The following is a 24316-nucleotide window of genomic DNA, read 5'->3' as shown; positions in this document are numbered from 1 at the left end:
CCCGCCGAGCGGGCAGTCGCGGGTCAGTCGTTGGCGTGCAGGGCCTCGTTGAGAGCGATGCCGTCGCCCTTCCAGGGCACGACCTCGACGGCGCCGCTCACGCTGTTGCGACGGAAGAGCAGGTTGCTGCGACCGGACAGGTCGCGCGCCTTCACGGTGGTGCCGTCGGGACCGGTGACCTTGGTCCCGGCGGTGACGTAGAGACCCGCCTCGACGACGCAGTCGTCGCCGAGCGAGATGCCGCAGCCGGAGTTCGCGCCGAGCAGGCACCGCTTGCCCAGTGAGATGACCGTCGTGCCACCGCCGGACAGCGTCCCCATGATCGACGCGCCGCCGCCCACGTCGGAGCCGTCGTCGACGACGACGCCGGCCGAGATGCGGCCCTCGACCATCGAGTTGCCGAGGGTGCCGGCGTTGAAGTTCACGAAACCCTCGTGCATGACCGTGGTGCCGCTCGCGAGGTGCGCACCGAGGCGCACGCGATCGGCGTCGCCGATGCGGACACCGGACGGGACCACGTAGTCGACCATGCGGGGGAACTTGTCGACGCCGTAGACGGCGACGGGGCCGCGTGCGCGCAGGCGCGCGCGGGTCATCTCGAACCCGTCGACCGCGCAGGGACCGTGACTGGTCCACACGACGTTGCTCAGCAGCCCGAACTGCCCGTCGAGGTTGGCGCCGTGCGGCTGGATCAGCCTGTGCGACAACAGGTGCAGCCGGAGGTAGACGTCATGCGCATCGATCGGGGGTTGCGACAGGTCGGCGATGGTGGTCCGGACCGCGACGAGCGACACGCCGCGCGCCTCGTCGACGGCGACGAGCTCGGCGAGATCGGCCGGGACGTCGTCTCCCGACAGGTGCTCGGTGCCCGACTCGCCACCCGTGCCGAGTTCGGGTGCGGGGAACCAGGTGTCGAGGACCTTGCCGTCGTCGGTGATGGTGGCGATGCCGACCCCGGTCGCAGACGTTGCTTCAGTCACGGCTCGTGACTGTACCGGTGGGGTCGCCCCGTTCGGCACTCCTCGTACCCACGGCGGTGCTCGTCCCACCTCGGACGCGCCGGCGATTAGCCTCGACACCTGTGACCGCCCCGCATCTGGACCTGCATGCCGACCCCGTCGAGTTGACCGCCGCGCTCGTCGACGTGCCGAGCGTGTCCGGCGACGAGGCCGCGCTCGCGGACGCGGTGGAGGCCGCGCTGCGCGCGCAGACGACGGGGTACGAGATCCTCCGGCACGGCAACCGCGTGCTGGCCCGGACCGATCGCGGCCTCCCGGGCCGCGTGATCCTCGCCGGACACCTTGACACGGTCCCCATCGCCGACAACGTCCCGCACCGGCGGACGACCGAGGGTGACGACACGGTCCTGCACGGTTGCGGAACCGTCGACATGAAATCCGGCGACGCGGTGTTCCTCCACCTCGCCGCGACCGTGGCGGACCCCGCCCACGACCTCACCCTCGTCTTCTACGACCTCGAAGAGGTCGAGGCGACGCGCAACGGGCTGGGCGTCATCGAGCGTGAGCTGCCCGACTGGCTCGACGCGGACGTGGCGATCCTCGGTGAACCCACCGGTGGGCAGATCGAGGCCGGGTGTCAGGGGACGCTGCGGGTCCGGCTGTCGGCGACGGGCGTCCGTGCGCACTCGGCCCGATCGTGGATGGGGGAGAACGCGATCCACCATCTCGCGGATGTCCTGCGGACATTGGCGGACTACGAGCCGCGTCGGGTCGACATCGACGGATGTGAGTACCGCGAGGGCCTGTCGGCGGTCGCGATCGCCGGGGGAGTGGCGGGCAACGTCGTCCCCGACGCCGCCTCGATCGACGTCAACTTCCGGTTCGCCCCCGACCGCAGCGGTGAGCAGGCGCTGGAGCACGTTCGCGAGACGTTCGCCGGGCCGCTCGAGGCGGGCGACGTCGACCTCGTCGTCACGGATCTGTCGCCGGGGGCGCTGCCCGGCCTGTCGCACCCGGCGGCGCGCGCACTCGTCGAGGCTGCCGACGGGCGTTTCCGCGCCAAGTTCGGGTGGACCGACGTCTCCCGGTTCGCCGCGCGCGGCGTCCCCGCGGTCAACCTCGGCCCCGGTGATCCGAGCCTGGCGCACCGCCGCGACGAGCGGGTGTCCGCCGCCGAGATCCGCTCGGTCACGGACACGCTGCGGCGCTACCTGACCACGCCGCTGCACTGAGATGCGGCGGCCTCCCGCCCCCGTCCCCGCCTCGACTACGGTCGCGGCGTGTCCTCGGAAGTCGATCAGACCCCACCCGCACCGCTGAGCTACGCCGGCGCGAGCTGCCGTCGACGCAGTCGCACCGAGGTGGCGTCGACCTCCGACCACCGACTCCTCGACACCACCGACCTCGACGCCCGTGCCGACCTCGACGGTCGGATGCGCGCCGACCGCGCCGAGCGCGACCCGTGGCGGGTGCTGCGTATCCAGTCGGAGTTCGTCGCCGGGTTCGACGCGCTGTCCGGTGTGTCGTCGGCGGTGACGGTGTTCGGGTCGGCGCGCACATCCCGCGACGCACCGGAGTACGCGATGGGCGTCGAACTCGGCGCCGCGCTGGCCCGTGCGGGACTGGCCGTGATCACCGGGGGCGGGCCGGGCGCGATGGAGGCGGCCAACCGCGGTGCCGCGGAGGCCGGCGGCACGTCGATCGGCCTGGGCATCGAGCTGCCGTTCGAGCAGTCGATGAACGACTGGGTCGACCTGGGTGTGAACTTCCGCTACTTCTTCGCCCGCAAGACCATGTTCGTCAAGTACGCCCAGGCCTTCGTCTGTCTCCCCGGCGGGTTCGGCACCCTCGACGAGCTCTTCGAGGCGCTCACGCTGGTCCAGACCCGGAAGGTCACCCGGTTCCCGATCGTCCTGCTGGGCACGGCGTACTGGGGTGGTCTCCTGGACTGGATCCGCACGACGCTGCGGCAGGCGGGCACGGTCTCCGAGGCCGACATCGCGCTGCTCACCGCCACCGACAGCGTCGACGAGGCGGTGGAGACGGTCACCCGCGCCATCGCCGACCGGGCCGCCCAGGCCAGTGCCGCGGCGAACGAGGACGCCTCGGCGGGAGAGGATCGATCCGCGTGAGCGCGATCTGCGTCTACTGCGCGTCCGGACCGGTCCCGCAGCGCTACATCGACCTCGCCGGCGAGCTCGGTTCGGCGATCGCGGCGGCGGGACACACCCTGGTCTCCGGCGGGGGCAACATCTCGATGATGGGTGCGGTGGCCCGTGCGGTGCGCGACGGCGGTGGCCGGACCGTCGGTGTCATCCCGCGGGCCTTGGTCGACCGGGAGGTCGCCGACGTCGACGCCGACGAACTCGTCGTCACCGAGACGATGCGCCAGCGCAAGCAACTCATGGACGATCGCGCCGACGGGTTCATCACCCTGCCCGGCGGCGTCGGGACGTTGGAGGAGCTGTTCGAGACCTGGACCGGCGGATACCTCGGGATGCACGACAAGCCGGTCGTCCTGCTCGACACATTCGGCTTCTACCGTCCGCTGATGGGCTGGCTGGAGGGTCTGCAGGCCGAGGGGTTCGTCTCCGCTCGCGCGATGGAGCACTTGCAGGTGACGGATTCTGTGACCCGCGCCATCGCGATGTCTACCAGCCGGTAACCTCTTCGCCAGCAAGTGCCATCGTCGGCGTAGCCAGTGTGGGGAGCAATCCGAGTGACGACCGAAGCCCGTTCGCGTGTCGGAGTTATGGACATGGCCAAGGGGGTGCTCGGCCTCGCGACCGACGCCTCGGTGATGCTTCGGAACGCCCCCGGCTTCCTGATGCGGAAGCCGACGAGCACCGTGACCATCGGCAGTCTCTTCGCCGACCGTGCGAGTGACCACCCCGACCGCCCGTTCCTCCGCTTCGAGGGTCGGTCGTACACCTACGGCGAGTGCAACCGACGGATCAACCGCTGGGCGGCACTGCTCTCCGAGAAGGGCGTGACGGAGGGTGACGTCGTCGGCGTCCTCGCCAAGAACACCCCCGAGACGGTGCTGGCGATGATCGCCGTGGTCAAGCTCGGCGCGATCGCGGGCATGCTCAACTACAACCAGCGCGGCAACGTCATCGACCACAGTCTCGGTGTCCTCGAGGCCGACGTCCTCCTGCTCGACCCCGACGCCCGTGAGGCCCTCGACTCCGCGTCGGAGTCGGCCGTCCCGCGTCAGGTCGTCACCTTCGACGAGATGGAGGAGCAGTCGGCGGGGAAGTCGGAGGCGGAGCCGTCCATCACGGCCACCCTGCCCGCGTCGACCAAGGCGTTCTACATCTTCACCTCGGGCACCACCGGCATGCCCAAGGCCAGCGTCATGTCGCACTTCCGCTGGCTGACGGGACTGTCGGGGATCGGCGGCATGGGTGTCCGCCTGCGTCACGACGACACGATGTACGCCTGCCTGCCGCTCTATCACAACAACGCGTTGACGGTCTCGCTCTCGTCGGTGCTGGGTGCGGGTGCCTGTCTGGCGATCGGTCGCAGCTTCTCGGCCTCCCGGTTCTGGGACGACGTGATCCTCAACCGCGCGACCGCGTTCTGTTACATCGGCGAACTGTGCCGCTACCTTCTCGCCCAGCCGGAGAAGGAGACCGACCGTCAACACTCGGTCCGCGTCGCCGTCGGCAACGGTATGCGCGCGGAGATCTGGGACGAGTTCAAGGCGCGTTTCGGCATCGAGAGGATCGTCGAGTTCTACGCGGCGAGCGAGTCGAACCTGGCGTTCATCAACATCTTCAACCTCAACCGCACCGCCGGGTTCTGCCCGCTCACCTACAAGATCGTCGAGTACGACGGTGAGACCGGGGACGCGCTCCGCGACGACAACGGGCGCGTCAAGGAGGTCGAGAAGGGCAAGGCCGGTCTGCTGATCTCGGAGATCAACGACCGCATCCCCTTCGACGGCTACACCGACCCGAAGGCGACCGAGAAGAAGATCATCACCGACGCCTTCAAGGACGGTGACAGGTGGTTCAACACCGGCGATCTCATGCGCGACCAGGGGTTCTCGCACGTCGCGTTCGTCGACCGGCTCGGTGACACCTTCCGCTGGAAGGGTGAGAACGTCGCGACCACCGAGGTCGAGGGTGCCGTCGACGCCGACTCGCAGATCGGTCAGTCCGTCGTGTTCGGGGTCGAGATCCCCGGGGCCGACGGCAAGGCGGGCATGGCTGCGGTGACACTGAAGTCGGGCGACAAGCTCGACGGGTCGGCACTGGCCGACCACCTCTACTCGTCGCTGCCGAGCTATGCGCTGCCGCTGTTCATCCGCGTGGTCGAGCAGCTGGAGCAGACCTCGACGTTCAAGACGATGAAGGTGGAGCTGCGCGAGCAGGGCTACTCCGAGACCGGCGACGACCCGCTCTACGTCCTCGCCGGCAAGTCCGACGGCTACGTCGAGTTCTACGACTCCTATGTGGACGACGTCGCCGCGGCCAAGGCGCCCCGCAACTCCTAGGGTGCAGCCGGAGTCGATCGGCCCCGCCACACCGCCCGGGTGGTCTCCCACCCTGTGCGGACGTCCGGTCGACCCCGACCGGGCCCTGGTGATGGCCATCGTCAACCGGACCCCGGATTCCTTCTACGACGGCGGTACGGCCTTCACCGACACCGGTGCGATGGACCGCGTCACCCGTGCTGTCGACGAGGGTGCCGACCTCGTCGACATCGGCGGTGTGAAGGCGGGTCCCGGCGCGGAGGTGGATGCGAGCGAGGAGATCCGTCGCGTCGTCCCGTTCGTCGACTGGGTCCGTTCGACGCATCCGGACCTCGTCATCAGCGTCGACACGTGGCGGTCGGAGGTGGCGCGGGAGGCGTGCGCCGCAGGTGCCGACCTGGTCAACGACACATGGGCCGGCGCCGACCCCGATCTCGTCCACACGGCCGCCGACTGCGGCGCCGGGATCGTCTGCTCGCACACCGGCGGCGCGACGCCGAGAACTCGTCCTCACCGTGTCCGCTACACCGACGTCGTCACCCAGGTGCTCGCCGAGCTGACGGCCGCGGCGGACCGAGCGGCTCGCGCAGGAGTGCCCGAGGACGGCATACTGATCGACCCGACGCACGACTTCGGGAAGAACACGCACCACGGATTGGCGCTGTTACGCCGGGTGAACATTCTCGTTAACACCGGCCGACCAGTGCTGATGGCACTGAGCAACAAGGATTTCGTAGGGGAGACTCTGGGCGTGGGCCTGGAAGACAGGCTGGAGGGAACCCTCGCAGCCACCGCGCTCGCCGCCTCGGCGGGAGCACGGGTCTTCCGAGTCCACGAGGTCGCCGCCACCCGGAGAGTGGTCGACATGGTCGCCGCGATAGCGGGTACACGTCCACCGCAACGAACAGTCAGGGGACTCGCATGACCGCACAGAGGACACGTATGTGGCCGGCTCCGGCCGACGTCGACCCCCAGGCGCTCGCCTGGTCGGAGACGCACACCTTCGAACGGCCGGACTTCGACGTCGACGAACTGGTCGCGGCCAAAGGCGACCGCACGGTGTCGGTCGTGCTCCCGGCACTCGACGAGGAGGAGACGGTCGGTGCCGTCGTGGCGTCGATCCGCCCGCTCCTGGGCACCCTGGTCGACGAACTGATCGTCCTGGACTCCGGGTCGACCGACGCCACCGCGGAGCGGGCGACCGCGGCCGGGGCGCGCGTCGTCAGCCGCGAGACCGCGGTCCCCGAGCTGGCGCCGGTCGCCGGCAAGGGGGAGGTGCTGTGGCGCTCGATCGCCGCCACCACCGGCGACCTCATCGCCTTCGTCGACTCCGACCTCGTCGACCCCGATCCCCAGTTCGTTCCGAAGCTGCTCGGGCCGCTGCTGCTCGACGAGTCGGTGCAGCTGGTGAAGGGCTACTACCGACGACCGCTGCGGACCGGTGGTGCGCAGGACCCGAACGGCGGCGGACGGGTCACCGAACTCGTCGCGCGTCCGTTGCTGGCGTCGCTCAAGCCCGAGCTCACCTCCGTGCTGCAGCCGCTCGGCGGCGAGTACGCCGGCACCCGTGAGCTGCTGGCGTCCGTGCCGTTCGCGCCGGGGTACGGCGTGGAGATCGGCCTCCTCATCGACACCTACGACCGCTACGGGATGCCCGGCATCGCCCAGGTCAACCTCGGCGTCCGCACCCATCGCAACCGCCCGCTCATCGAGCTCGGCGTGATGAGCCGTCAGATCGTGGGGACGTTCATGCGTCGCTGCGGCATCACCGACTCGGGTGTGGGGCTGACCCAGTTCACCGCCGAGGCCGACGGCACGTTCACCCCGCACACCACCGAGGTGCACCTCGGTGACCGTCCGCCGATGAACACCCTGCGCCCCGTGGCCACGAGAAGAGTCCGCGCGTCCTGACACACCCGGTGTGGTTCCATCGGTAGAACACGTTCCAGTTCTGGCTCGTGTTCCACCATCGATGGGAGTGCGGGCATGACGGTCGGGTCGGTCGAGGACAAGTCGATTCTGGTCACCGGCGGTGGCAGTGGCATCGGCCGTGGTATCGCCGAGACACTCGCGTGGGGCGGGGCCACGGTCACCATCCTCGGACGCAATCGTGAGCGACTCGACGCGACCGTCGCGGAGATCTCGGGTGCCCCGGGGGCGGTACACGCCGTCGGGGCCGACATCACCGACGAGGAGCAGGTCGCCGGCGCCGTCGCCGAGGTGGTCGAGCGTGCGGGTCGACTCGACGGGGTGGTGGCCTGCGCGGGTGGGAGCGAGACCATCGGGCCGGTCACCCAGATCGACAGCGCCGCATGGCGGAACACCGTCGATCTCAACGTCAACGGCACGATGTACACGATCAAGCACGCCGCCCGCGAACTCGTGCGCGCCGGCGGCGGATCGATCGTGGCCATCTCGTCGATCGCGTCGTCGAACACCCATCGGTGGTTCGGGGCGTACGGCGTGACGAAGTCCGCCGTCGACCACCTGGTGCGTCTGGCCGCCGACGAGCTCGGCGCGAGCAACGTCCGCGTCAACGGCATCCGCCCCGGCCTGACCCGGACCGAACTGGTCGCCGTCGTCCTCGAGTCACCCGACCTCTCCGCCGATTACGCCGCCTCCACGCCCCTGCCCCGGGTCGGCGAGGTCGACGACATCGCGGCGCTCGCGGCGTTCCTGCTCGGGGACGCCTCCACCTGGATCACCGGGCAGGTCATCAACGTCGACGGCGGACAGATGCTGCGCCGCGGACCCGACTACTCGTCGATGCTCGAGCCGCTGTTCGGCGAGGACGGCCTGCGCGGGGTCGTCGCCGGGTAGCACCCGCTACGGTCGGTGGCGTGCAGACCCTGTTGCTCTACCTGCTCGTCATGGTGCTGGTGGTGGCGGTCGTGTTCGCGGTCGTCTGGTTCGTGTTCGGACGCGGTGAAGACCTTCCCGCCCTCGACCCCGACACGACGCTGACCCGCCTGCCACGTGCCGGGATCGCCGGATCCGACGTCCGCGATCTCCGCTTCGCGCTCGTGTTCCGCGGCTACAAGCAGTCCGAGGTGGACTGGGCGCTGGAGAAGCTCGCGCGCGAGATCGACGAGCTGCGAGGCGTCGTCCTCGACCTCCAGGGGCGCGAGGCGAACGACTTCTCACGCACCGAAGCAGACGCGCCGGGGGACGACCGCGGTCCGGCCGCATAAGATCGAACTCTGACGCCGACGGACGGCGTGTTCTCGGAGGGAGCTTGTGACATGGCGGCGATGAAGCCACGGACCGGCGACGGTCCCCTTGAAGCAGCCAAGGAAGGGCGAGGAATCGTCGTACGCATCCCCATCGAGGGCGGCGGCCGCCTGGTCGTCGAACTCACCGCCGACGAAGCCGCGGCCCTGGGCGAAGAACTGCGTGGCGTCGCCGGCTGAGGGCGGCCCCGTCCGCGGTCGGTGACACCGCGGTGTTGGCCTCGGTCGTCGATCTCCTCGACTGCCCGGTGTGCACCGCGGACGTCGACGTCGACGAGCGAACCGTCATCTGCGATCGCGGGCACACCTTCGACATCGCGCGACAGGGTTACGTCTCGCTGCTGAACGGATCCACGCACGGACTCCGGTCCGACACCCCCGAGATGATCGCCGCGCGCGATCGTGTCCAGGGTGCCGGGCACTTCGACCCCGTCACCGACGCTCTCCTGGACGCGTCGATCGGGTCGACCGTCCTCGACGTGGGTGCGGGCACCGGTCATCACCTCGCGCGGGTCGTCGCCGACGACCCGCGACGACGCGGGGTGGGACTCGACCTGTCCAAGCCGGGTGCGCGTGCGATCGCCCGACGATCCGACCGCGTGGGTGCCGTCGTGGCCGACGCGTGGACGCGCCTCCCGGTCCGCTCCGGCGTCGTCGACACAGTCCTGTCGGTGTTCTCGCCGCGCAACGTCGCCGAGTTCGCCCGCGTCCTCGACCCCGGCGGCCGCGTCGTGATCGTCGCGCCGACGCCGCGGCATCTCGGGGAGATCGTGGCGCCGATGGGCATGATCGGTGTCGACCCGACGAAGTCGGACCGCATCGGCGCGACGATGGGTTCCGCGTTCACCCGTGTCGACCGTGTGCTCGTCGAGTACACCGTCGACGCCGACCGGGCCCTCGTCGCCGATCTGGTCGCGATGGGGCCCTCGGCGCACCATCACGCGCCGTCGGAGATCACCGACCGTGCGGCGACACTGGCCGCGTCGTCGGCGGTGACGTTCTCGACGACGGTGTCGGTCTACGAGGTGAGCGCCTGACGGTAGACCGCGACGGTCTGTTCGGCGATCGAGTCCCACGAGAACTCGGCGATCGCGCGCTCGCGGCCCGCGGCACCCATCTCCGATGCCCGCGCCCCGTCGCGCGCCACCGTGTTGACCGCGGTCGCGAGCCCGGACTCGAAGGCGCGTGCGTCGGTGGCGTCGTACGGGACGAGCAGGCCCGTCACCTGGTCACGGACGACCTCGGGGATGCCGCCGACGTCGGACGCGACGACGGCCGTCCCGCACGCCATCGCCTCGAGGTTGACGATCCCGAGCGGTTCGTAGATCGACGGGCAGACGAAGACGGTTGCCGCGCTGAGGATCTCGGCGACCTTGGCGGTGGGAAGCATCTCCTGGACCCAGTGCACCCCGGCGCGCTTCTCGGACAGCTCCGCCACGGCTGCGGCCACCTCCGCGCCGATCTCGGGGGTGTCCGGCGCGCCTGCGCAGAGGATCAGCTGGACGTCCGGGTCGAAATCGTGCGCCGCCGCGACGAGATGCGCGACGCCCTTCTGGCGTGTGATGCGCCCGACGAACACGGCGATCGGGCGATCCGGGTCGACGCCGAGCGATCGCAGCACCGAATCCTCCGCCCACGCGTCGGCCACGGGCGCCCACGAGGTGGTGTCGATCCCGTTGCGCACCACGTGCACCCGTTCGGGGTCCAGGCGCGGGTACGCGTCGCAGACGTCGACGCGCATGCCGGCCGACACGGCGATCACCGCGTCGGCGTACTCGACGGCGTTGCGTTCGGCCCAGCTCGACAGTCGGTACCCGCCACCGAGTTGCTCGGCTTTCCACGGCCGTCGGGGCTCGAGCGAGTGTGCGGTCAGGACATGCGGGACACCGTAGAGCTGTGCCGCGAGGTGGCCCGCCAGGCCGGTGTACCAGGTGTGCGAGTGCATCACGTCCGCACCCTGGGCGCCGGCGACCATCCGCAGATCCGCCGACATCGTCGTCAACGCGGCGTTCGCGCCGGTCAGACCGGGATCGGAGGTGTAGACGTGCGCGGTGTCGCGGGGCGCCCCCATGCAGTGGACGTCGACGGTGGCGAGGGCGCGCAGGTGCCGGACGAGTTCGGTGACGTGCACCCCGGCGCCGCCGTAGACCTCGGGCGGGTACTCACGCGTCATCATCGCCACTCGCATGACAGTCGACGCTAGTGCGTGGGTGGCGGTCTCCGCCACGGACACCGAGGTGTGGCCGGGACCACCGATGACCGATAGGTTGGGAGGTGTGAGATCACAGCCGCATGTGCTCGGGATCGTCCTGGCGGGCGGGGAGGGCAAGCGCCTCTATCCGCTCACCATGGACCGTGCCAAGCCCGCGGTCCCGTTCGGCGGCGCCTACCGCCTCATCGATTTCGTCCTGAGCAACCTGGTCAACGCGGGATACCAACGGCTGTGTGTGCTCACGCAGTACAAGTCGCACTCGCTGGACCGCCACATCTCGCAGACGTGGCGACTGTCGGGCTTCAACGGCGAGTACATCACCCCCGTGCCGGCGCAGCAGCGCCTCGGACCGCGCTGGTACACCGGCAGCGCCGACGCCATCTTCCAGTCCCTCAACCTCGTCTACGACGAGGAGCCCGACTACATCGTCGTGTTCGGTGCCGACCACGTCTATCGCATGGACCCCGAGCAGATGGTCGCCGCGCACATCGAGTCCGGGGCGGCGGCCACGGTGGCCGGCATCCGCGTCCCGCGGTCGGAGGCGTTCGCGTTCGGCTGCATCGACTCCGACGAGTCCGGGCGCATCACGCAATTCCTCGAGAAGCCGAAGGACCCGCCGGGCACCCCCGACGACCCGAACGCGACGTTCGCGTCGATGGGCAACTACGTGTTCACCACGCAGGCCCTCGTCGACGCGATCCGCGCCGACTCCGAGGACAGCGACTCCGACCACGACATGGGCGGAGACATCATCCCGGGCTTCGTGAACCGGGGCGAGGCGTACGTCTACGACTTCGCCGACAACGAGGTCCCCGGCGCCACGGAACGCGACAAGGGGTACTGGCGCGACGTCGGGACGCTCGACGCGTTCTACGACGCGCACATGGACCTCGTGTCGGTACACCCGGTGTTCAACCTCTACAACCGGCGGTGGCCGATCCGCGGTGCGGCCGAGAACCTCGCGCCCGCGAAGTTCGTCCACGGTGGCCTGGCCCAGGAGTCGGTCGTCGGCGCGGGGTCGATCATCTCGGCGGCGACCGTGCGCAACTCGGTGCTCAGTTCGAACGTCATCATCGACGACGGCGCCACGGTGGAGGGCAGCGTGCTGATGCCCGGCGTCCGGGTGGGCCGCGGCGCCGTCGTCCGCAAGGCCATCCTCGACAAGAACGTCGTCGTCGGACCCGGCGAGATCGTCGGCGTCGAGCCCGATCGCGACCGCGAGAAGTACGCGATCAGCGCCGGGGGAGTCGTCGCGGTCGGCAAGGGCCAGCGCATCGGCTCCTGACCGTCTGTTGGGCGGTAGGAGCCGTCTGTTGGGCGGTAGGAGCACCGCGATTCTCGGTGGCCCGCTCCAAGTGCCCAACGAACGGCTCCAAGTGCCCAACAGACGGGTGGCCTGGTCGGAGCTAGGCGACGAGGGCGGCGTGCACGCGCCGGGCTGCCTCGACGAGTTCGGTCATCTCGCCGGTGCGCGCCGACGCGGGCAGATCATCGACCGGCCACCACCGCAGGTCGACGGATTCGTCGCTGCGGACCACCGGGGGCGGGGAACCGTCCGCGGTGGGCGGTGCGACGCCGAGGAAGCGGACGTCGAGGTGCCGCGTCGGGATCCCGAGTGAGCACGTGATCGGATGGGTGTGCAGCGCAACGGGTTCCGGGTGCACTTCGATCTCACCGATGCCGGATTCCTCGACGGCCTCGCGCAGCGCGGCATCACGCAGCAGGTCGTCGTCGGGTTCGCAGTGGCCACCGAGCTGGATCCACGCGCCGACCCGCGGGTGGAGGGTCAGCAGCGCGTGGGTACCCGTGTGGTCGAGGACGAGGGTGGACGCGGTGACGTGTCCGGGCTCGCACGCCCGCAGACACGCGTCGTCGCGGGCGGCGAGGAACGCGAGCATCGTGTGGCGGATCGCGTCCTGACCGGCGTCGGGCGCGGCGAACGCCGTGAGGACGTCGACGGTGGATGCGTGCAGTGAGGCGGCGGTCACCGGTCGTGCACCAACCCGTCGGTGTCGGCCGGCGGCCGTACGTCCATCTCGGTCGCCGGATGGCCGATCGCAATGGCCCCGAGCGGCTCCCAGTCGGTCGGGACGTCGAGAAGTCCGGGCACGAGGTCCCCGGCGAAGATCGTCGAGCCGACCCAGCAACTCCCGATGCCGCGGACCGACAGCGCGACCAGCAGCGCCTGTACGGCGGCACCCACGGCCACCGTGAACATGGTGTGCTCCGCAGCCGTCCGTGCCTCGTCGGGGTAGTCGTGAGCGCCGTCCATGACCAGCATCGGCACCACGAGTTCCGGTGCGTCGTAGAGGATTCGACCGCGGTCGAGACGTTTGCGGATGGATTCCGGAGTCTTCCCGTCGGCCGCGAGATCCCGCTCCCAGCGTGCGGCCATCGCGTCCAACAGCTTCCGACGACGCGCGGCGTCGCGGACCCACACGAACCGGACCGGATGGGTGTGATGCGGCGCGGGCGCCGTCAGTGCCTCGGCGAAGGCTGCGCGCATGTCGGCCTCGTCGACGACGGTCTCGGCGAAGGCCCGCACCGACGCGCGGGTCAGGAGTGCCTGCCGACGTCCCTGCGCGACGGCCTCGTCGGCGCCGAGCCAGAACAGGTCCTCCTCGCCCGGGCGGACCAGATCGCGTGCGGTCGAACCGTCGTCGTGCGGTGTCAGGCCACGGATCACGGCGACCGGCGTCTCCCCGAGCTTGCCCTTCACGAGATCTGCCGCCGCCGCGATCTCGTCGGCGACGGCGATGTCGGTGACGACGAGGTCGTTGCCCCAGCGGTCGCGGGTGCCCTCGTAGGGATGGGTGACCGCGATCCCGGCGGACCCGATCGCGGCGTCGGTCTGGCCGGTCCGCCACGCGCGGCCCATCGTGTCGGTGACGACCACCGCGACGTCGACGCCGAGGGTGTCGCGGAGCCCGTCGCGCAACCGACGTGCGCTGGCGTCGGGATCGACGGGGAGCAGCACGAGTTCGTCGGTGCCGACGTTCGACCCGTCGACACCCGAGGCCGCCTGCACGATGCCGAGGGCGTTCTCCGTGATCAACGTGCGGTTCTTGCGTGCCAGCACCCGAACCGACTCGCGCTCGACGAGACTGCGGCGCAGAGCGTCTCGTTCGTCGGGATCCGACGGTGCGGTGACGGTGCGCCCCTCCACCTTGGAGACGATCTTGGAGGTCACGACGAGTACGTCGCGATCGCGCAGATCCGGTGCGGCCGCGGCGATCGCGGCGGCGATGTCGTCACCCTCGGTGAAACGGGGGAGACCCCGGATCGCCCACATGACCACGTCACCGTCGGCGGCGTGATCGCGCGCGTCGTCGGTCACGTCGGGTCGACGCCGACGAGGCGGCATGCCGCGTGCACCATCTCGGCCGTCGTGGCCGGGTCGGTCATGACGAGCGGCACGCTCGCGGTGGCGACGCCCGGGATGTCCGCGGTGTCGTCGGGCGCGACGAGCCACCCGTCGAGGATCCCCGTCCCCGAGCGTGCGCCGTAGTGGGCACCGATCGCCTCGGCACTGGTCTCGACGCCGATCACCGACAGGCACTCGTCGGCCATGCCGCGCAACGGCGCGCCCCCGATGACCGGGGAGATGCCCACCACCGGTGCGCTGGTGGTGCGGAGCGCGGCCCGGACGCCGGGGACGCTGATGATCGCGCCGATGCTGACGACCGGGTTGCTCGGCGCGAGCAGGACGATGTCCGCGTCGGCGATCGCGGCGGCGACCCCGGGGGCGGGCGTGGCCTCTTCCGATCCGACCTGCGCGAAGCCGTGGGTCGGGATCTTCGCGCGGTACCGGACCCACCACTCCTGGAAGTGGATCGCGACCTTCGCCCCGTCCTCGGCGCGGGTCACTACGACGTGGGTCTCGTGGCGGTCGTCGGTGGCCGGCAGCAGCCGGACGCCGGGTTGCCATCGCTTGCACAGCGCGGCGGTGACGTCGGACAACCTGTACCCGGCGTCGAGCATCTGGGTGCGGATGAGGTGCGTGGCGAGATCGCGGTCGCCGAGCCCGAACCAGTCGGGGTCGGCGCCGTACGCGGCGAGCTCGTCCTTCGCATGCCACGACTCGTCACGCCGACCCCATCCGCGGTCGGTGTCGATGCCGTCGCCGAGGGTGTACATGCAGGTGTCGAGATCGGGGCAGATCCGCACGCCGTGCATCCAGGCGTCGTCGCCGACGTTGACGATGGCGGTGACACTCGGATCCGGTTGCGGCGCATCGGGTTCGGCGTCAGGAACCGGGAACGCCGTCGGGCCGAGCAGGTGGCGCACACCCTGCAGGAACCGGGCACCACCGACGCCGCCCACGAGGACCGTTGCCTTCACGTCGACCCACTGTAGTCACCCGCCGCCGAAGCGACGTCCGCCGCGGCTGCGGGGTGTGCGACACGCCACTGTCGAGGGTTCATGCCGAACGTGTGCGCCTGGTGGTATCGGCAATGTGGCCGTTCCGCTTGACCGCGCGGCGAACGAACGTGTCTAATCACACCAGTGTCATTAGCGATTTGTGATCGAGATGCGTTCCGCCGCATTGTTTTCGATCACATGTTCGAACGGCACGTCGAACACGGAACGCGGATTGAGCCGACTGCCCGCCCCGGGACGGTCATTGCACGCCAGACGATCTCCCGCACGGGGGACCACACATCGGAACCATGAGGAGGCCCGGCGATGTCGTTCGAACACATGTTGGGTGACGGATTCCCGTCGCGCACGCCGGCACCGAACACCCCCCACCTGACCCTGGTCACCGACGACTTCGACGCACTCTTCGACAACGAGGAGGAGCAGTGGCAGGAGCGCGCACTGTGCGCGCAGACCGACCCCGAGGCGTTCTTCCCGGAGAAGGGCGGCTCGACCCGCGAGGCGAAGCGCATCTGCTCCGGCTGCGAGGTGAAGGCCGAATGCCTCGAGTACGCACTGCACAAGGACGAGCGCTTCGGCATCTGGGGCGGCCTGTCCGAGCGCGAACGTCGTCGCCTCAAGCGCGGCATCATCTGATCCGGTCCGCCTAGCGCGGATCGGGGTCGATGGTGTCCTCGTCGACACCGAGGTGTGTCGCGATCTGATGCACCAGCACCTCGTGGACGAGGTCGACGAGGTCGTCCCCCGTCTCGGCCCTGCTCTCCAACGGCTTGCGGAACACCACGATCCGCGCCTTCGACGGCTTCCCCTGCGCATCGATGCCGGCCGGCAGCAGTCGCGCCAGGGGGATCGCCCCGTCCGCGGTCACCTCGTCGGGCCACTGCACGGTCTCGGGATCGTGCGGGAGCATCCGCGGGATCTCGTCCACCGCGAGGTCGAGGTCGCCCAGTTGGTCGTGCCACCGGGCATCGATCTCGGCGAAGGCCTCCAACACCACGAGATCGAACGACTCCGAGCGGGTGTTCGCCGCCGGCAGGTCCGGCGGGAGCAGGCGAGACCGCAACCCGCGTCCACGTCGGTCCCGGACACGCCGCCGACGCCCCGACCGGGACTCGCCGGTCCGGGAGGTCCCGACGTCGGGGCGCGTCGCGGACGCACGCGGGGGACGAGGCATGGCGCGAGTGTAGACACGGGCGACGGGCGCGGTGTGTCGCCGTCGTCGCCGTCGTGTCGCCGGGATAACCTCGCGGGGTGAGACGTCCCCGTCACTGCAGCAGACCCGGCTGCGCTGCGCCCGCGGTCGCCACGTTGACGTTCGTCTACTCCGAGTCCGTCGCGGTGGTCGGTCCACTCGCCACCGCCGACGAGCCGCACTCGTGGGATCTGTGCGACGAGCACGCCGGCCGGATCACCGTCCCCCGCGGCTGGGAGATGATGCGCAGCGCAGGCGGCTACCCGGCACCCGTCGGCGACGAGGACGACCTGACCGCGCTCGCGGAGGCGGTCCGCGAAGGCGTCGTGCGCGACTCGGGTCGCGCCACGGCCCGCTCGGCCGCCGTCGACCACGCGCCGTTCACCGCTCCGCCCGCCGTCGGCACCCGTCCCCGCCCGGGACGGCGCGGTCACCTACGCGTTCTGCCCGACCCCGTCGACTGACCTCTCGGGTGCCGTCGACACGGCAGGGCGTGTCCGCGTCCCACGTCGGGCCCAGCGCCGTTCGAGACTGCCCACGACGACCATCACGAACGCGGCCAGCAGCCAGCCCAGGATCAGGTCGAAGACATAGTGCTCGGCGGAGTAGACGAGGGTGAAGGCCATCGCCGCGGCGTAGGCGACCCATGCGGTGCGGGTCCGCCACGACCCGGCGCTCCAGGTGGCCATCGCGAGCAGCGCGGTGAGGCCGGCGTGCAGCGACGGGATGGCGGCCACCTGATTCGACCGCTTCTGGCCGACCTCGACGACGTCGCGGACCGGGCCGATGTGCAGCGCCTCCCAGCCGCGGCTCGAGATCCGTTCGACCCACGGGTGCGCACCGTCGTGCACCGGGTCGACGGTGCCGAGGAGCCCGCCGTCGGGGACACCCGCCGGCGAGGTGGTGATGCAGTGGGGGAACGCGGGGCCGTCGGCCACCTCCGCGGTGGTGCACTGGGCAGCCGCCCACGGGGGTGCGGCCGGGACGAGGATGTAGCCGACCAGTCCGAGCGTGAACAGCACGACGAAGCGGATCACGAAGGCGCGCCAGCGGTCCCGGTCGCGGAGCCACAGGTACCCGGCGAGTGCGTAGGGCACGAAGAAGTAGGACATGTACACCGCGCTGGTGATCACCTCCCACCACTGCGGCTGCAGGTGTTTGAGGTGCTCCTGCAGCCACACGGTCGGGACGACACCGAACAGGAACCGGTCGACGTCGACGGCGAGCAACCACTGCGTCGGCATCCCGAGGAACGCCGCGACCGACCGCGTGTGCTCGTAGGCGAACAGCACGAGCGCGAACGGGAGCCAGTCGCGGAGCACCAGCAGCGGGTTGCGCCGGCCGATGGAGGCCGCCACCAACCCGGTGACGACGATGGCGATCACGGGCCCGAGGTCGAAGGTGAGGACTCGGGTCACCGCCAGCACGGCGACCGTCACCGCCCATGTCGTCACCGCCGCCCAGCGCAGGACCGTCAGACGCGGCGAGGGTGGGGCGGGGGTGAGGGCCGCCTCGTGATCGGGGGCCTGGAGGCCGGTCATCGCAGACCTCCACCGACTAGGCTTGGTCCGATCCCGACGACTTCGTCGTCGATGCCGCGTGTCGGCGCACCGAGCGCCCGGAGTCGAGGAGAACCACCGTGTCCGACCCGAAGGGCGAGTCCGCCGCCGCGCGTACCGCGGAGTCGATCGCCGCGATCGTGAAGGCCTACGACGTGCGCGGGCTCGTCGGCGAGCAGATCGACGCCGCGTTCGTCGCCGACGTGGGCCGGTCGTTCGCCGCCCTGATGCGGGGTGAGGGCGCTGCCACGGTCGTCGTCGGACACGACATGCGCGCCTCGTCGCCGGAGCTGGCGCGCGCGTTCGCCGACGGTGTCTGCGATCAGGGGCTCGACGTCGTGCTCATCGGGTTGGCGTCGACCGATCAGCTCTATTTCGCCTCCGGCAGCCTCGACGTCCCGGGCGCGATGTTCACGGCCAGCCACAACCCGGCCGCCTACAACGGCATCAAGTTGTGCCGCCGTGGCGCGAAGCCGGTCGGGCAGCAGACGGGTCTGGCGACGATCTCCGACGAGCTGCTGCACGGGACGCCCGCCTTCGACGGACCCCGGGGGTCGGTCGGCGAGCGGGACGTGCTCGACGACTACGCGGCGTACCTGCACGGGTTGGTGGACCTCTCTGGCAGCCGACCGCTGACGATCGCCGTGGACGCGGGGAACGGGATGGGCGGGCACACAGTGCCCGCGGTCCTCGATTCGAACCCTGCGTTCACCCTGCGTTCACTCTACTTCGAACTGGACGGCACCTTCCCCAACCACGAGGCCAACCCGCTGGACCCGGCGAACCTCGTGGACCTGCAGGCGTTCGTGCGCGAGACCGGCGCCGACATCGGGCTCGCCTTCGACGGTGACGCCGACCGGTGCTTCGTCGTCGACGAGCGCGGTGAGCCGGTCTCGCCGTCGGCCGTCACCGGTCTCGTCGCCGACCGTGAGCTGGCGAAACACCCCGGGTCCGCGATCATCCACAACCTGATCACCTCGCGTGCCGTGCCGGAACTGGTGTCCGAGAAGGGCGGCACGCCGGTGCGCACCCGTGTCGGTCACTCGTTCATCAAGCAGCAGATGGCCGAGACCGGCGCCGTCTTCGGCGGTGAGCACTCGGCGCACTACTACTTCCGCGACTTCTGGGGTGCCGACTCGGGCATGTTGGCGGCGATGCACGTCCTCGCCGCGCTCGGCGAGTCCGACGTCCCGGCGTCGACGCTGCTGGCGGGGTACGAGCGATATGTCGCGTCGGGGGAGATCAACTCGACGGTGGCCGACGCCACCACGGCCACCGAGCAGGTCATCGCGTCGTTCGCCGATCAGACCGCGTCGATCGATCGGCTCGACGGCGTCACGGTCGATCTCACCGACGGATCCTGGTTCAACCTGCGTGCCTCGAACACCGAGCCGCTGCTGCGACTCAACGCCGAGGCCGCCTCGTCCGAGCGCGTCGACGAGATCGTCGCGTCCGTCCTGGACATCGTCCGCTCGTGACCTCGTTACGCTGGCCATGATGCTCACCGGCGCACCTGATCTCGACGACGTCCAACGACTGCAGGACGCCGACGTCGACGGCTGGTTGCGTGCGGGTGCCCTCGCCGGTGCGCAGGTCAGGGCCGTCGCCTCCGCCGTCGAGGAGGGTGTCCTCGAACCGCTGTCGCGGGTGCGTCCGCGTGCCGTCGTCGTGGTCGTCGGGCGCGGCACCGCCCGTGACGCCGCCGATCTCGTCGTCGCGACCACCGCCGCCAACACCGACGTGCCGATCGTGGTGGTCCCCGCGATCCCCGGATGGGTCGGACCGCTCGACGTGGTCGTCGTGTGCGGCGACGACGCCGGTGACCGTTCTCTCGCCGATGCCGCCGCCCGCGCGGTGCGTCGGCACGCCGAACTCGTCCTCGACGTACCCGTCGAGGGGCCGATCCGGGAGGCCGCGGGCGGTTCCGGTCTGGACCTGTCGCCTCGCGTCCCCACCCCGGACCCGTTCCGGTTCTGCGGGCACGTCGCCGCGCTGTCGGCGGTGATCGCAGCGCTCGGTGACGTCCGCACGGACGGCCCCCGTTTCGACGCCGCCGCCCTCGCCGACACCCTCGACGAGGAGGCGTCGGCCGCACATCCCGCCAACGAGTCGTTCCACAACGCCGCGAAGGCGTTGGCGGCGCGCGTCGAGGGTCGGCAGGCGGTCTGGGCGGGTGACACCGCTGCCACCCGGGTGCTCGCCGCCCATGCCGCGCGCACGATGTACGTGGTCGCCGGTCTGGCGGGGACGGCGTCGTCGGTCTCCGACGCGGTGGTCGTGGGTGCACGGGCCGCCGCGACGCCGCCAGACGTCGATCCGATCTTCCACGACCCCGACTTCGACCCGCCGCTGGGCGGGGCACCTGCGCGGGTGTTCGCCTTCGCGACACCCATCTCCGAATGGTCGGTCCGACAGCGTGTCTCGGGTCTCACCGAGGTCGACGTCCTCACGGCCGCGGAGACCGGCGCCCCGGTGGCGCAGGCACCCGTCGCCGACTCGCCCGCCGACGTCGAGCCGATCGCGGTGCTCGCGCTACGACTCGAGATGGCGGCGGTCTACCTGCGCCTGATCGGCAGCACCTGATGTGGACCCTGGACGGGGTGGTCCGTCCCTATGCCTGGGGGTCCCGGACCGCGCTCGCCGCGCTGCGCGGGATGCCCACCCCGTCACCGCATCCCGAGGCGGAGCTGTGGTTCGGTGCGCACCCCGCGGCGCCCGCCCACTGCGTCGACGGTGACGGCGACCCGCGAGACCTGCTGACCGTCATCGACGCCGACCCGGCAGGCCAACTCGGGGCGGACTGCGCGACCCGCTTCGACGGCCGTCTGCCGTTCCTGCTCAAGGTGCTCGCCGCCGAGGAGCCGTTGTCGTTGCAGGCGCACCCGACGAAGGAGCAGGCGCGCGCCGGTTTCGCCCGCGAGAACGCCGCCGGGATCCCGGTCGACGCACCGGACCGCAACTATCGCGACGACAACCACAAGCCGGAGCTGGTCGTCGCGCTCAGCGAGTTCGACGCGCTCGCCGGCTTCCGTGACCCCGCGGTCACGGTCGACCTCTTGCGCGACCTGCAGGTGCCCGAACTCGACTCCTATCTGGGACTGCTGGCCGGACAACCTGATTCGCACGGACTGCGGGCGCTGTTCACGACGTGGCTCACCCTTCCCGATTCGATCCTGCACACGGTGATCCCCGCCGTCCTCGACGGGGCGATCGCGTACCTGAACTCCGGCGAGCGGCGGTTCGCACAGGAACTGCAGACCGTTCTCGAGCTCGGCGAGGCGTATCCGATGGACCCGGGCGTGCTCACCGTCCTGCTGCTGAACCGGCTGCGTCTGTCACCCGGTGAGGGCTTGTTCCTCGGCGCCGGGAACCTGCACGCGTACCTGCGGGGAACGGCGGTGGAGGTGATGGCCAACTCCGACAACGTGTTACGTGGTGGTCTGACCCCGAAGCACATGGACGTCCCCGAGCTGTTGGCCGTCCTCGACTTCTCCCCGTCCGCCGTCGCCGACCTGTTGCCCACCGCGCACATGGTCGGGCCGGAGCGGGTGTACTCCACCCCGGCGTCGGAGTTCCGCCTCTCGCGTGTCGAGCTCGACGGCACCGGGATGCGCCGGTCGTCGTCGGTGTCGCTGGACGCCCCGGGGCCTCAGCTGCTCACCGTGATCAGCGGGACCATCGAGGTGCGTGGTCACGGGACCGAGTACCTGTCGGTGACCCCGGGTCGCTCCGTCTGGCTCGCCGACTCCGATCCCGACGTCGTCGTCCGCGCCGCATCGAGCAGCGCGGTGTTCTTCCGGGCGATCGTCCCGGCCGGCTGAGGGTCCGGTCGGTCGGATCAGGGACGCAGCGACCGGATCAGTTCCTCGAAGCTGTCACCGAGCTGCTCGAGCGACATCCCCTCCCGTCGCAGCAGGAAGCCGACGACCGCGGGCTCGAGCGGCGCCATGACGGCCTCCCGGATCGCGATCGCAGGTGCGGGGAAACCGAGTTCGACGAGGAGCGCCTGCACGTGGATCGCCGAGACGCGTCGCGCAGGGTGGTCGAGGCGCAGCGCACCGGCCGCCTCGTCGGCCTCGGTGAGGATGTCGAGGTGGGCGCAGACCATGGCCAGGCGCGCGCGACCGTAGGCGACGAGCCGCTCGCGGGCGGGCGCTCCGGGCCCCAGCGGGGGCGGTCCCGCGAGGAATGCGCGCTGCATCTCGGTCTCGGAGTGGTCCAGCAGGGATCGCATGAGGCCCGCGCGGGTGCCGAACCGCCGGAACACCGTGCCCTTGCCGACCCCGGCTGCTCGGGCGACCTCGTCCATCGTGACCGCGGCGGCCCCGTGCGCCTCGACGAGCCGCTGTGCGGCGTCGAGCAGCATCGACCGGTTGCGTACCGCGTCCGCCCGGACGGACTCCACCCCGTCGACGACCGGCAGGTCGGCGGTCGGGCGTCGCACGGTCAGGGCGTCGCCGGGGAGCGGGAGATCTGTGGACACGAGGCGAGCGTAGCGCGAGGTGACGCGGGGTCCGGGCACCCCGCGGAATGAATTCGGACCCGGGTCCGTTTAGATCTCCGGTGGGTGCCGTGTCAGACGGCGTCCGTAGTACTGCAGAGGTGAGGGGAAGTCATGACGTCGACACAGCAGCGGACCGCGGAGATCGCGGTGATCGTCGGGAGCCTTCGATCGGGCTCGGTGAACCGTCAGGTGGCGCAGGTCGCGGCGGACGTCGCCCCGGAGGGCGCGACGGTACGCATCGTCGAGGACCTGTCGTCGGTGCCGTTCTACGACGAGGACGTCGACGCGGAACCGCTGGATCCGGCGGCGGCGCGCCTGCGGGCGGCCGTGGACTCCGCGGATGCGGTCCTCATCGTCACGCCGGAGTACAACGGCACGATGCCGGCGGTCGTCAAGAACGCCATCGACTGGACGTCGCGGCCGTTCGGCGCCGGGGCCCTCCGGGGCAAGCCCGTCGCGGTGATCGGCGCGTCGGCCGGCCGGTACGGCGGCAAGTGGGCGATCGCCGACACGCAGCGTTCGGTCGGTGTCGCGGGCGGAGTGGTCGTGGAGGAGGCGGCGGTGCCCATCGCGGCCGCGACCCTCGGCGATGCACCCGTCGCGGAGGTGGCGGAGGTGACCGCGCGGGTCCGGGACGCCGTCGTGGCTCTCGCCGACGCGGTCGCCGTCTGATCGAGCCACATCTGGTCGATCCCTCCCCGCCGACGTCGCCCGTCGGGAATCCCACGGTTGTGATCCCTCACGGGCCAACGGCCGGACATGTGACGTGCGACACGCCGAGAGACACGCGACGCGGCGGCCCGCGACCTGGGACTTTCACGAATGTCATTCGCAAGCTGTTGTGTCGGCAGCAGATGTGAGACACTAGGTGTAGTGATCGGGACGCCCGAGAGGCCCCCGAACGCGACACCCAGAACCACATCGGCGACCTGTTCCGCAGGCCCATCCCGGCGTCCCGCTCTCGCGTACATCCAGAGGAGTTCCCATGGCGATCACCGTCTACACCAAGCCGGCCTGCGTCCAGTGCAACGCCACCTACAAGGCGCTGGACAAGCAGGGTCTGGAGTACGACGTCGTCGACATCACCGAGGACTCCGACGCGCGCGACTACGTCATGGCGCTGGGTTACCTGCAGGCCCCCGTCGTGGTGGTCGGTGACGATCACTGGTCCGGGTTCCGTCCCGACCGCATCAAGGCGCTCGCCACCGCGGCCGCCTGACCGTCGTCCGTCCGAACACCAGCCAGCCACGCCAGGGAGGTCCACCGTGACCGAGACCCCGTCGTCGGCGCCGCTGATCGTCTACTTCTCGTCGGTGTCGGAGAACACCCACCGGTTCGTCGAGAAGACAGGCCTGCGGGCGGTCCGTGTCCCGCTCCACCACCCCGAGGCGTTCGTCGTCGACGAGCCCTACGTCCTGGTCCTGCCCACCTACGGCGGGGGCAAGGCGACAGGGGAGCGGTCGGGATACGTGCCGAAGCAGGTCATCACGTTCCTCAACGACCCGGGCAACCGGTCGCTGATCCGCGGCGTCGTGGCCGCGGGCAACACCAACTTCGGTGAGGAGTTCTGCCTCGCCGGGGACATCGTCTCCCGCAAGTGCCGCGTCCCCTACCTCTACCGCCTCGAGTTGATGGGCACCGCCCACGACGTCGAGCGGGTCCGCGCCGGGCTCACCGAGTTCGGTCACAGCGCGGCCTTCGTCGACCCTGATCACGTCGATCTGGTGCCGGCCGGCGCCTGAGCGCCCACCGTCTTCACACCCCCCACATCCCTCACCGCATCGTCGAGCAGGAGTTCTC

General features: G+C 70.4%; 27 protein-coding genes. 19 read left to right on the top strand and 8 right to left on the bottom strand.

What is annotated here, in order from left to right:
* Positions 1 to 23: 23 nt before the first annotated feature.
* The gene (gene dapD, locus ACXVUM_RS01095) at positions 24 to 980 is read right to left on the bottom strand and encodes a 2,3,4,5-tetrahydropyridine-2,6-dicarboxylate N-succinyltransferase (RefSeq protein WP_458520044.1); all 957 of its coding nucleotides are present in this window, start codon (positions 978 to 980) and stop codon (positions 24 to 26) included.
* Between the two features lie 101 nt (positions 981 to 1081).
* Between dapD and dapE the strand changes: the two genes are divergently transcribed.
* The 10 genes from dapE (at position 1082) to ACXVUM_RS01045 (ending at position 9706) form a co-directional block, all read left to right on the top strand.
* The gene (gene dapE, locus ACXVUM_RS01090; protein ID WP_458520043.1) at positions 1082 to 2191 is read left to right on the top strand and encodes a succinyl-diaminopimelate desuccinylase; all 1110 of its coding nucleotides are present in this window, start codon (positions 1082 to 1084) and stop codon (positions 2189 to 2191) included.
* A gap of 84 nt (positions 2192 to 2275) precedes the next feature.
* Positions 2276 to 3091 carry an LOG family protein gene (locus ACXVUM_RS01085; RefSeq protein WP_458522747.1) on the top strand — a complete coding sequence of 272 codons (816 nt, stop codon included), beginning with the start codon at positions 2276 to 2278 and terminating at the stop codon, positions 3089 to 3091.
* Complete coding sequence (locus ACXVUM_RS01080; RefSeq protein ID WP_458520042.1) at positions 3088 to 3624, top strand: LOG family protein; 537 nt, start codon at positions 3088 to 3090, stop codon at positions 3622 to 3624. The genes ACXVUM_RS01085 and ACXVUM_RS01080 overlap by 4 nt, the downstream gene beginning before the upstream one ends.
* 93 nt (positions 3625 to 3717) lie before the next feature.
* A complete protein-coding gene (locus ACXVUM_RS01075) occupies positions 3718 to 5460 on the top strand; it encodes a long-chain-acyl-CoA synthetase (RefSeq protein WP_458520041.1) in 1743 nt (580 codons plus the stop codon).
* Between the two features lie 91 nt (positions 5461 to 5551).
* Positions 5552 to 6364 carry a dihydropteroate synthase gene (gene folP / locus ACXVUM_RS01070; RefSeq protein WP_458522746.1) on the top strand — a complete coding sequence of 271 codons (813 nt, stop codon included), beginning with the start codon at positions 5552 to 5554 and terminating at the stop codon, positions 6362 to 6364.
* Positions 6361 to 7350 (top strand): glucosyl-3-phosphoglycerate synthase, encoded by a 990-nt coding sequence (locus tag ACXVUM_RS01065; RefSeq protein WP_458520040.1) that lies wholly within the window; start codon positions 6361 to 6363, stop codon positions 7348 to 7350. Before folP ends, ACXVUM_RS01065 begins: the two co-directional genes overlap by 4 nt.
* 75 nt (positions 7351 to 7425) lie before the next feature.
* Positions 7426 to 8259, top strand: a complete 834-nt coding sequence (locus ACXVUM_RS01060; protein ID WP_458520039.1) for an SDR family oxidoreductase — start codon at positions 7426 to 7428, stop codon at positions 8257 to 8259.
* A 20-nt stretch (positions 8260 to 8279) separates the two neighbouring features.
* A complete protein-coding gene (locus tag ACXVUM_RS01055) occupies positions 8280 to 8630 on the top strand; it encodes a DivIVA domain-containing protein (protein ID WP_458520038.1) in 351 nt (116 codons plus the stop codon).
* Between the two features lie 51 nt (positions 8631 to 8681).
* Positions 8682 to 8849, top strand: coding sequence for a DUF3117 domain-containing protein (locus ACXVUM_RS01050; protein WP_005171222.1), 168 nt, complete (start codon positions 8682 to 8684; stop codon positions 8847 to 8849).
* Between the two features lie 32 nt (positions 8850 to 8881).
* Complete coding sequence (locus ACXVUM_RS01045) at positions 8882 to 9706, top strand: putative RNA methyltransferase (protein WP_458520037.1); 825 nt, start codon at positions 8882 to 8884, stop codon at positions 9704 to 9706.
* Here the strand turns inward: ACXVUM_RS01045 and glgA are convergent.
* Positions 9688 to 10896 (bottom strand): glycogen synthase, encoded by a 1209-nt coding sequence (gene glgA / locus ACXVUM_RS01040; RefSeq protein ID WP_458520036.1) that lies wholly within the window; start codon positions 10894 to 10896, stop codon positions 9688 to 9690. The two genes, ACXVUM_RS01045 and glgA, sit on opposite strands and share 19 nt — an antisense overlap.
* Positions 10897 to 10945: 49 nt before the next feature.
* On the opposite strand from glgA, the gene glgC reads away from it, so the two are divergent.
* A complete protein-coding gene (gene glgC / locus ACXVUM_RS01035) occupies positions 10946 to 12166 on the top strand; it encodes a glucose-1-phosphate adenylyltransferase (protein WP_458520035.1) in 1221 nt (406 codons plus the stop codon).
* Between the two features lie 121 nt (positions 12167 to 12287).
* On the opposite strand, the gene ACXVUM_RS01030 is transcribed toward glgC, so the two are convergent.
* Genes ACXVUM_RS01030 through cofD form a run of 3 tightly spaced genes read right to left on the bottom strand, consistent with a single transcriptional unit; the run spans position 12288 to position 15222 of the window.
* Positions 12288 to 12869, bottom strand: a complete 582-nt coding sequence (locus tag ACXVUM_RS01030) for an NUDIX hydrolase (protein ID WP_458520034.1) — start codon at positions 12867 to 12869, stop codon at positions 12288 to 12290.
* Entirely contained in the window at positions 12866 to 14245 is a 1380-nt protein-coding gene (locus ACXVUM_RS01025) for a coenzyme F420-0:L-glutamate ligase (protein ID WP_458520033.1), read from the bottom strand. The genes ACXVUM_RS01030 and ACXVUM_RS01025 overlap by 4 nt, the downstream gene beginning before the upstream one ends.
* The gene (gene cofD, locus ACXVUM_RS01020) at positions 14215 to 15222 is read right to left on the bottom strand and encodes a 2-phospho-L-lactate transferase (protein ID WP_458520032.1); all 1008 of its coding nucleotides are present in this window, start codon (positions 15220 to 15222) and stop codon (positions 14215 to 14217) included. The genes ACXVUM_RS01025 and cofD overlap by 31 nt, the downstream gene beginning before the upstream one ends.
* A 345-nt stretch (positions 15223 to 15567) precedes the next feature.
* On the opposite strand from cofD, the gene ACXVUM_RS01015 reads away from it, so the two are divergent.
* Complete coding sequence (locus ACXVUM_RS01015; RefSeq protein ID WP_458520031.1) at positions 15568 to 15897, top strand: WhiB family transcriptional regulator; 330 nt, start codon at positions 15568 to 15570, stop codon at positions 15895 to 15897.
* 10 nt (positions 15898 to 15907) lie between these two features.
* Here ACXVUM_RS01015 and ACXVUM_RS01010 read toward each other — a convergent pair whose 3' ends face one another.
* Positions 15908 to 16435 (bottom strand): metallopeptidase family protein, encoded by a 528-nt coding sequence (locus ACXVUM_RS01010; RefSeq protein WP_458520030.1) that lies wholly within the window; start codon positions 16433 to 16435, stop codon positions 15908 to 15910.
* Positions 16436 to 16512: 77 nt separating this feature from the next.
* Between ACXVUM_RS01010 and ACXVUM_RS01005 the strand changes: the two genes are divergently transcribed.
* Positions 16513 to 16917, top strand: coding sequence for a DUF3499 domain-containing protein (locus ACXVUM_RS01005; protein ID WP_458520029.1), 405 nt, complete (start codon positions 16513 to 16515; stop codon positions 16915 to 16917).
* Here the strand turns inward: ACXVUM_RS01005 and ACXVUM_RS01000 are convergent.
* Positions 16888 to 17994 (bottom strand): phosphatase PAP2 family protein, encoded by a 1107-nt coding sequence (locus ACXVUM_RS01000; RefSeq protein WP_458520028.1) that lies wholly within the window; start codon positions 17992 to 17994, stop codon positions 16888 to 16890. The genes ACXVUM_RS01005 and ACXVUM_RS01000 overlap by 30 nt on opposite strands.
* A 98-nt stretch (positions 17995 to 18092) precedes the next feature.
* Between ACXVUM_RS01000 and ACXVUM_RS00995 the strand changes: the two genes are divergently transcribed.
* The 3 genes from ACXVUM_RS00995 to manA are packed head-to-tail and all read left to right on the top strand — an operon-like array spanning position 18093 to position 21833.
* A complete protein-coding gene (locus tag ACXVUM_RS00995; RefSeq protein WP_458520027.1) occupies positions 18093 to 19490 on the top strand; it encodes a phosphomannomutase/phosphoglucomutase in 1398 nt (465 codons plus the stop codon).
* A 19-nt stretch (positions 19491 to 19509) separates the two neighbouring features.
* Complete coding sequence (locus tag ACXVUM_RS00990; RefSeq protein ID WP_458520026.1) at positions 19510 to 20595, top strand: hypothetical protein; 1086 nt, start codon at positions 19510 to 19512, stop codon at positions 20593 to 20595.
* Positions 20595 to 21833, top strand: a complete 1239-nt coding sequence (manA, locus tag ACXVUM_RS00985; RefSeq protein ID WP_458520025.1) for a mannose-6-phosphate isomerase, class I — start codon at positions 20595 to 20597, stop codon at positions 21831 to 21833. The genes ACXVUM_RS00990 and manA overlap by 1 nt, the downstream gene beginning before the upstream one ends.
* A gap of 17 nt (positions 21834 to 21850) precedes the next feature.
* On the opposite strand, the gene ACXVUM_RS00980 is transcribed toward manA, so the two are convergent.
* The gene (locus tag ACXVUM_RS00980) at positions 21851 to 22495 is read right to left on the bottom strand and encodes a TetR/AcrR family transcriptional regulator (RefSeq protein ID WP_458520024.1); all 645 of its coding nucleotides are present in this window, start codon (positions 22493 to 22495) and stop codon (positions 21851 to 21853) included.
* Positions 22496 to 22627: 132 nt separating this feature from the next.
* Between ACXVUM_RS00980 and ACXVUM_RS00975 the strand changes: the two genes are divergently transcribed.
* The 3 genes from ACXVUM_RS00975 to nrdI all read left to right on the top strand — a co-directional run bounded on the left by ACXVUM_RS00975 (position 22628) and on the right by nrdI (position 24258).
* Complete coding sequence (locus ACXVUM_RS00975) at positions 22628 to 23188, top strand: NADPH-dependent FMN reductase (protein WP_458520023.1); 561 nt, start codon at positions 22628 to 22630, stop codon at positions 23186 to 23188.
* A 313-nt stretch (positions 23189 to 23501) separates the two neighbouring features.
* Entirely contained in the window at positions 23502 to 23735 is a 234-nt protein-coding gene (locus ACXVUM_RS00970; RefSeq protein ID WP_458520022.1) for a redoxin NrdH, read from the top strand.
* A gap of 46 nt (positions 23736 to 23781) precedes the next feature.
* On the top strand, positions 23782 to 24258 hold the full coding sequence (gene nrdI, locus ACXVUM_RS00965) for a class Ib ribonucleoside-diphosphate reductase assembly flavoprotein NrdI (protein ID WP_458520021.1): 477 nt from the start codon (positions 23782 to 23784) through the stop codon (positions 24256 to 24258).
* The last annotated feature ends 58 nt before the right edge of the window (positions 24259 to 24316 follow it).

Source organism: Williamsia sp. SKLECPSW1, assembly GCF_054332755.1.
This window is presented reverse-complemented; position numbering and strand designations above follow the sequence as displayed.

What these genes read in the sequence shown, in the direction of transcription:
- ACXVUM_RS01075 (WP_458520041.1), top strand. Translation starts at nt 3,718, where the DNA reads ATGGCCAAGGGGGTGCTCGGCCTCGCGACCGACGCCTCGGTGATGCTT.
- folP (WP_458522746.1), top strand. Translation starts at nt 5,552, where the DNA reads ATGGCCATCGTCAACCGGACCCCGGATTCCTTCTACGACGGCGGTACG.
- ACXVUM_RS01065 (WP_458520040.1), top strand. Translation starts at nt 6,361, where the DNA reads ATGACCGCACAGAGGACACGTATGTGGCCGGCTCCGGCCGACGTCGAC.
- ACXVUM_RS01060 (WP_458520039.1), top strand. Translation starts at nt 7,426, where the DNA reads ATGACGGTCGGGTCGGTCGAGGACAAGTCGATTCTGGTCACCGGCGGT.
- ACXVUM_RS01050 (WP_005171222.1), top strand. Translation starts at nt 8,682, where the DNA reads ATGGCGGCGATGAAGCCACGGACCGGCGACGGTCCCCTTGAAGCAGCC.
- ACXVUM_RS01025 (WP_458520033.1), bottom strand. Translation starts at nt 14,245, where the DNA reads ATGCCGCCTCGTCGGCGTCGACCCGACGTGACCGACGACGCGCGCGAT.
- ACXVUM_RS01015 (WP_458520031.1), top strand. Translation starts at nt 15,568, where the DNA reads ATGTCGTTCGAACACATGTTGGGTGACGGATTCCCGTCGCGCACGCCG.
- ACXVUM_RS01010 (WP_458520030.1), bottom strand. Translation starts at nt 16,435, where the DNA reads ATGCCTCGTCCCCCGCGTGCGTCCGCGACGCGCCCCGACGTCGGGACC.
- ACXVUM_RS01000 (WP_458520028.1), bottom strand. Translation starts at nt 17,994, where the DNA reads ATGACCGGCCTCCAGGCCCCCGATCACGAGGCGGCCCTCACCCCCGCC.
- ACXVUM_RS00990 (WP_458520026.1), top strand. Translation starts at nt 19,510, where the DNA reads ATGCTCACCGGCGCACCTGATCTCGACGACGTCCAACGACTGCAGGAC.
- manA (WP_458520025.1), top strand. Translation starts at nt 20,595, where the DNA reads ATGTGGACCCTGGACGGGGTGGTCCGTCCCTATGCCTGGGGGTCCCGG.
- ACXVUM_RS00975 (WP_458520023.1), top strand. Translation starts at nt 22,628, where the DNA reads ATGACGTCGACACAGCAGCGGACCGCGGAGATCGCGGTGATCGTCGGG.
- ACXVUM_RS00970 (WP_458520022.1), top strand. Translation starts at nt 23,502, where the DNA reads ATGGCGATCACCGTCTACACCAAGCCGGCCTGCGTCCAGTGCAACGCC.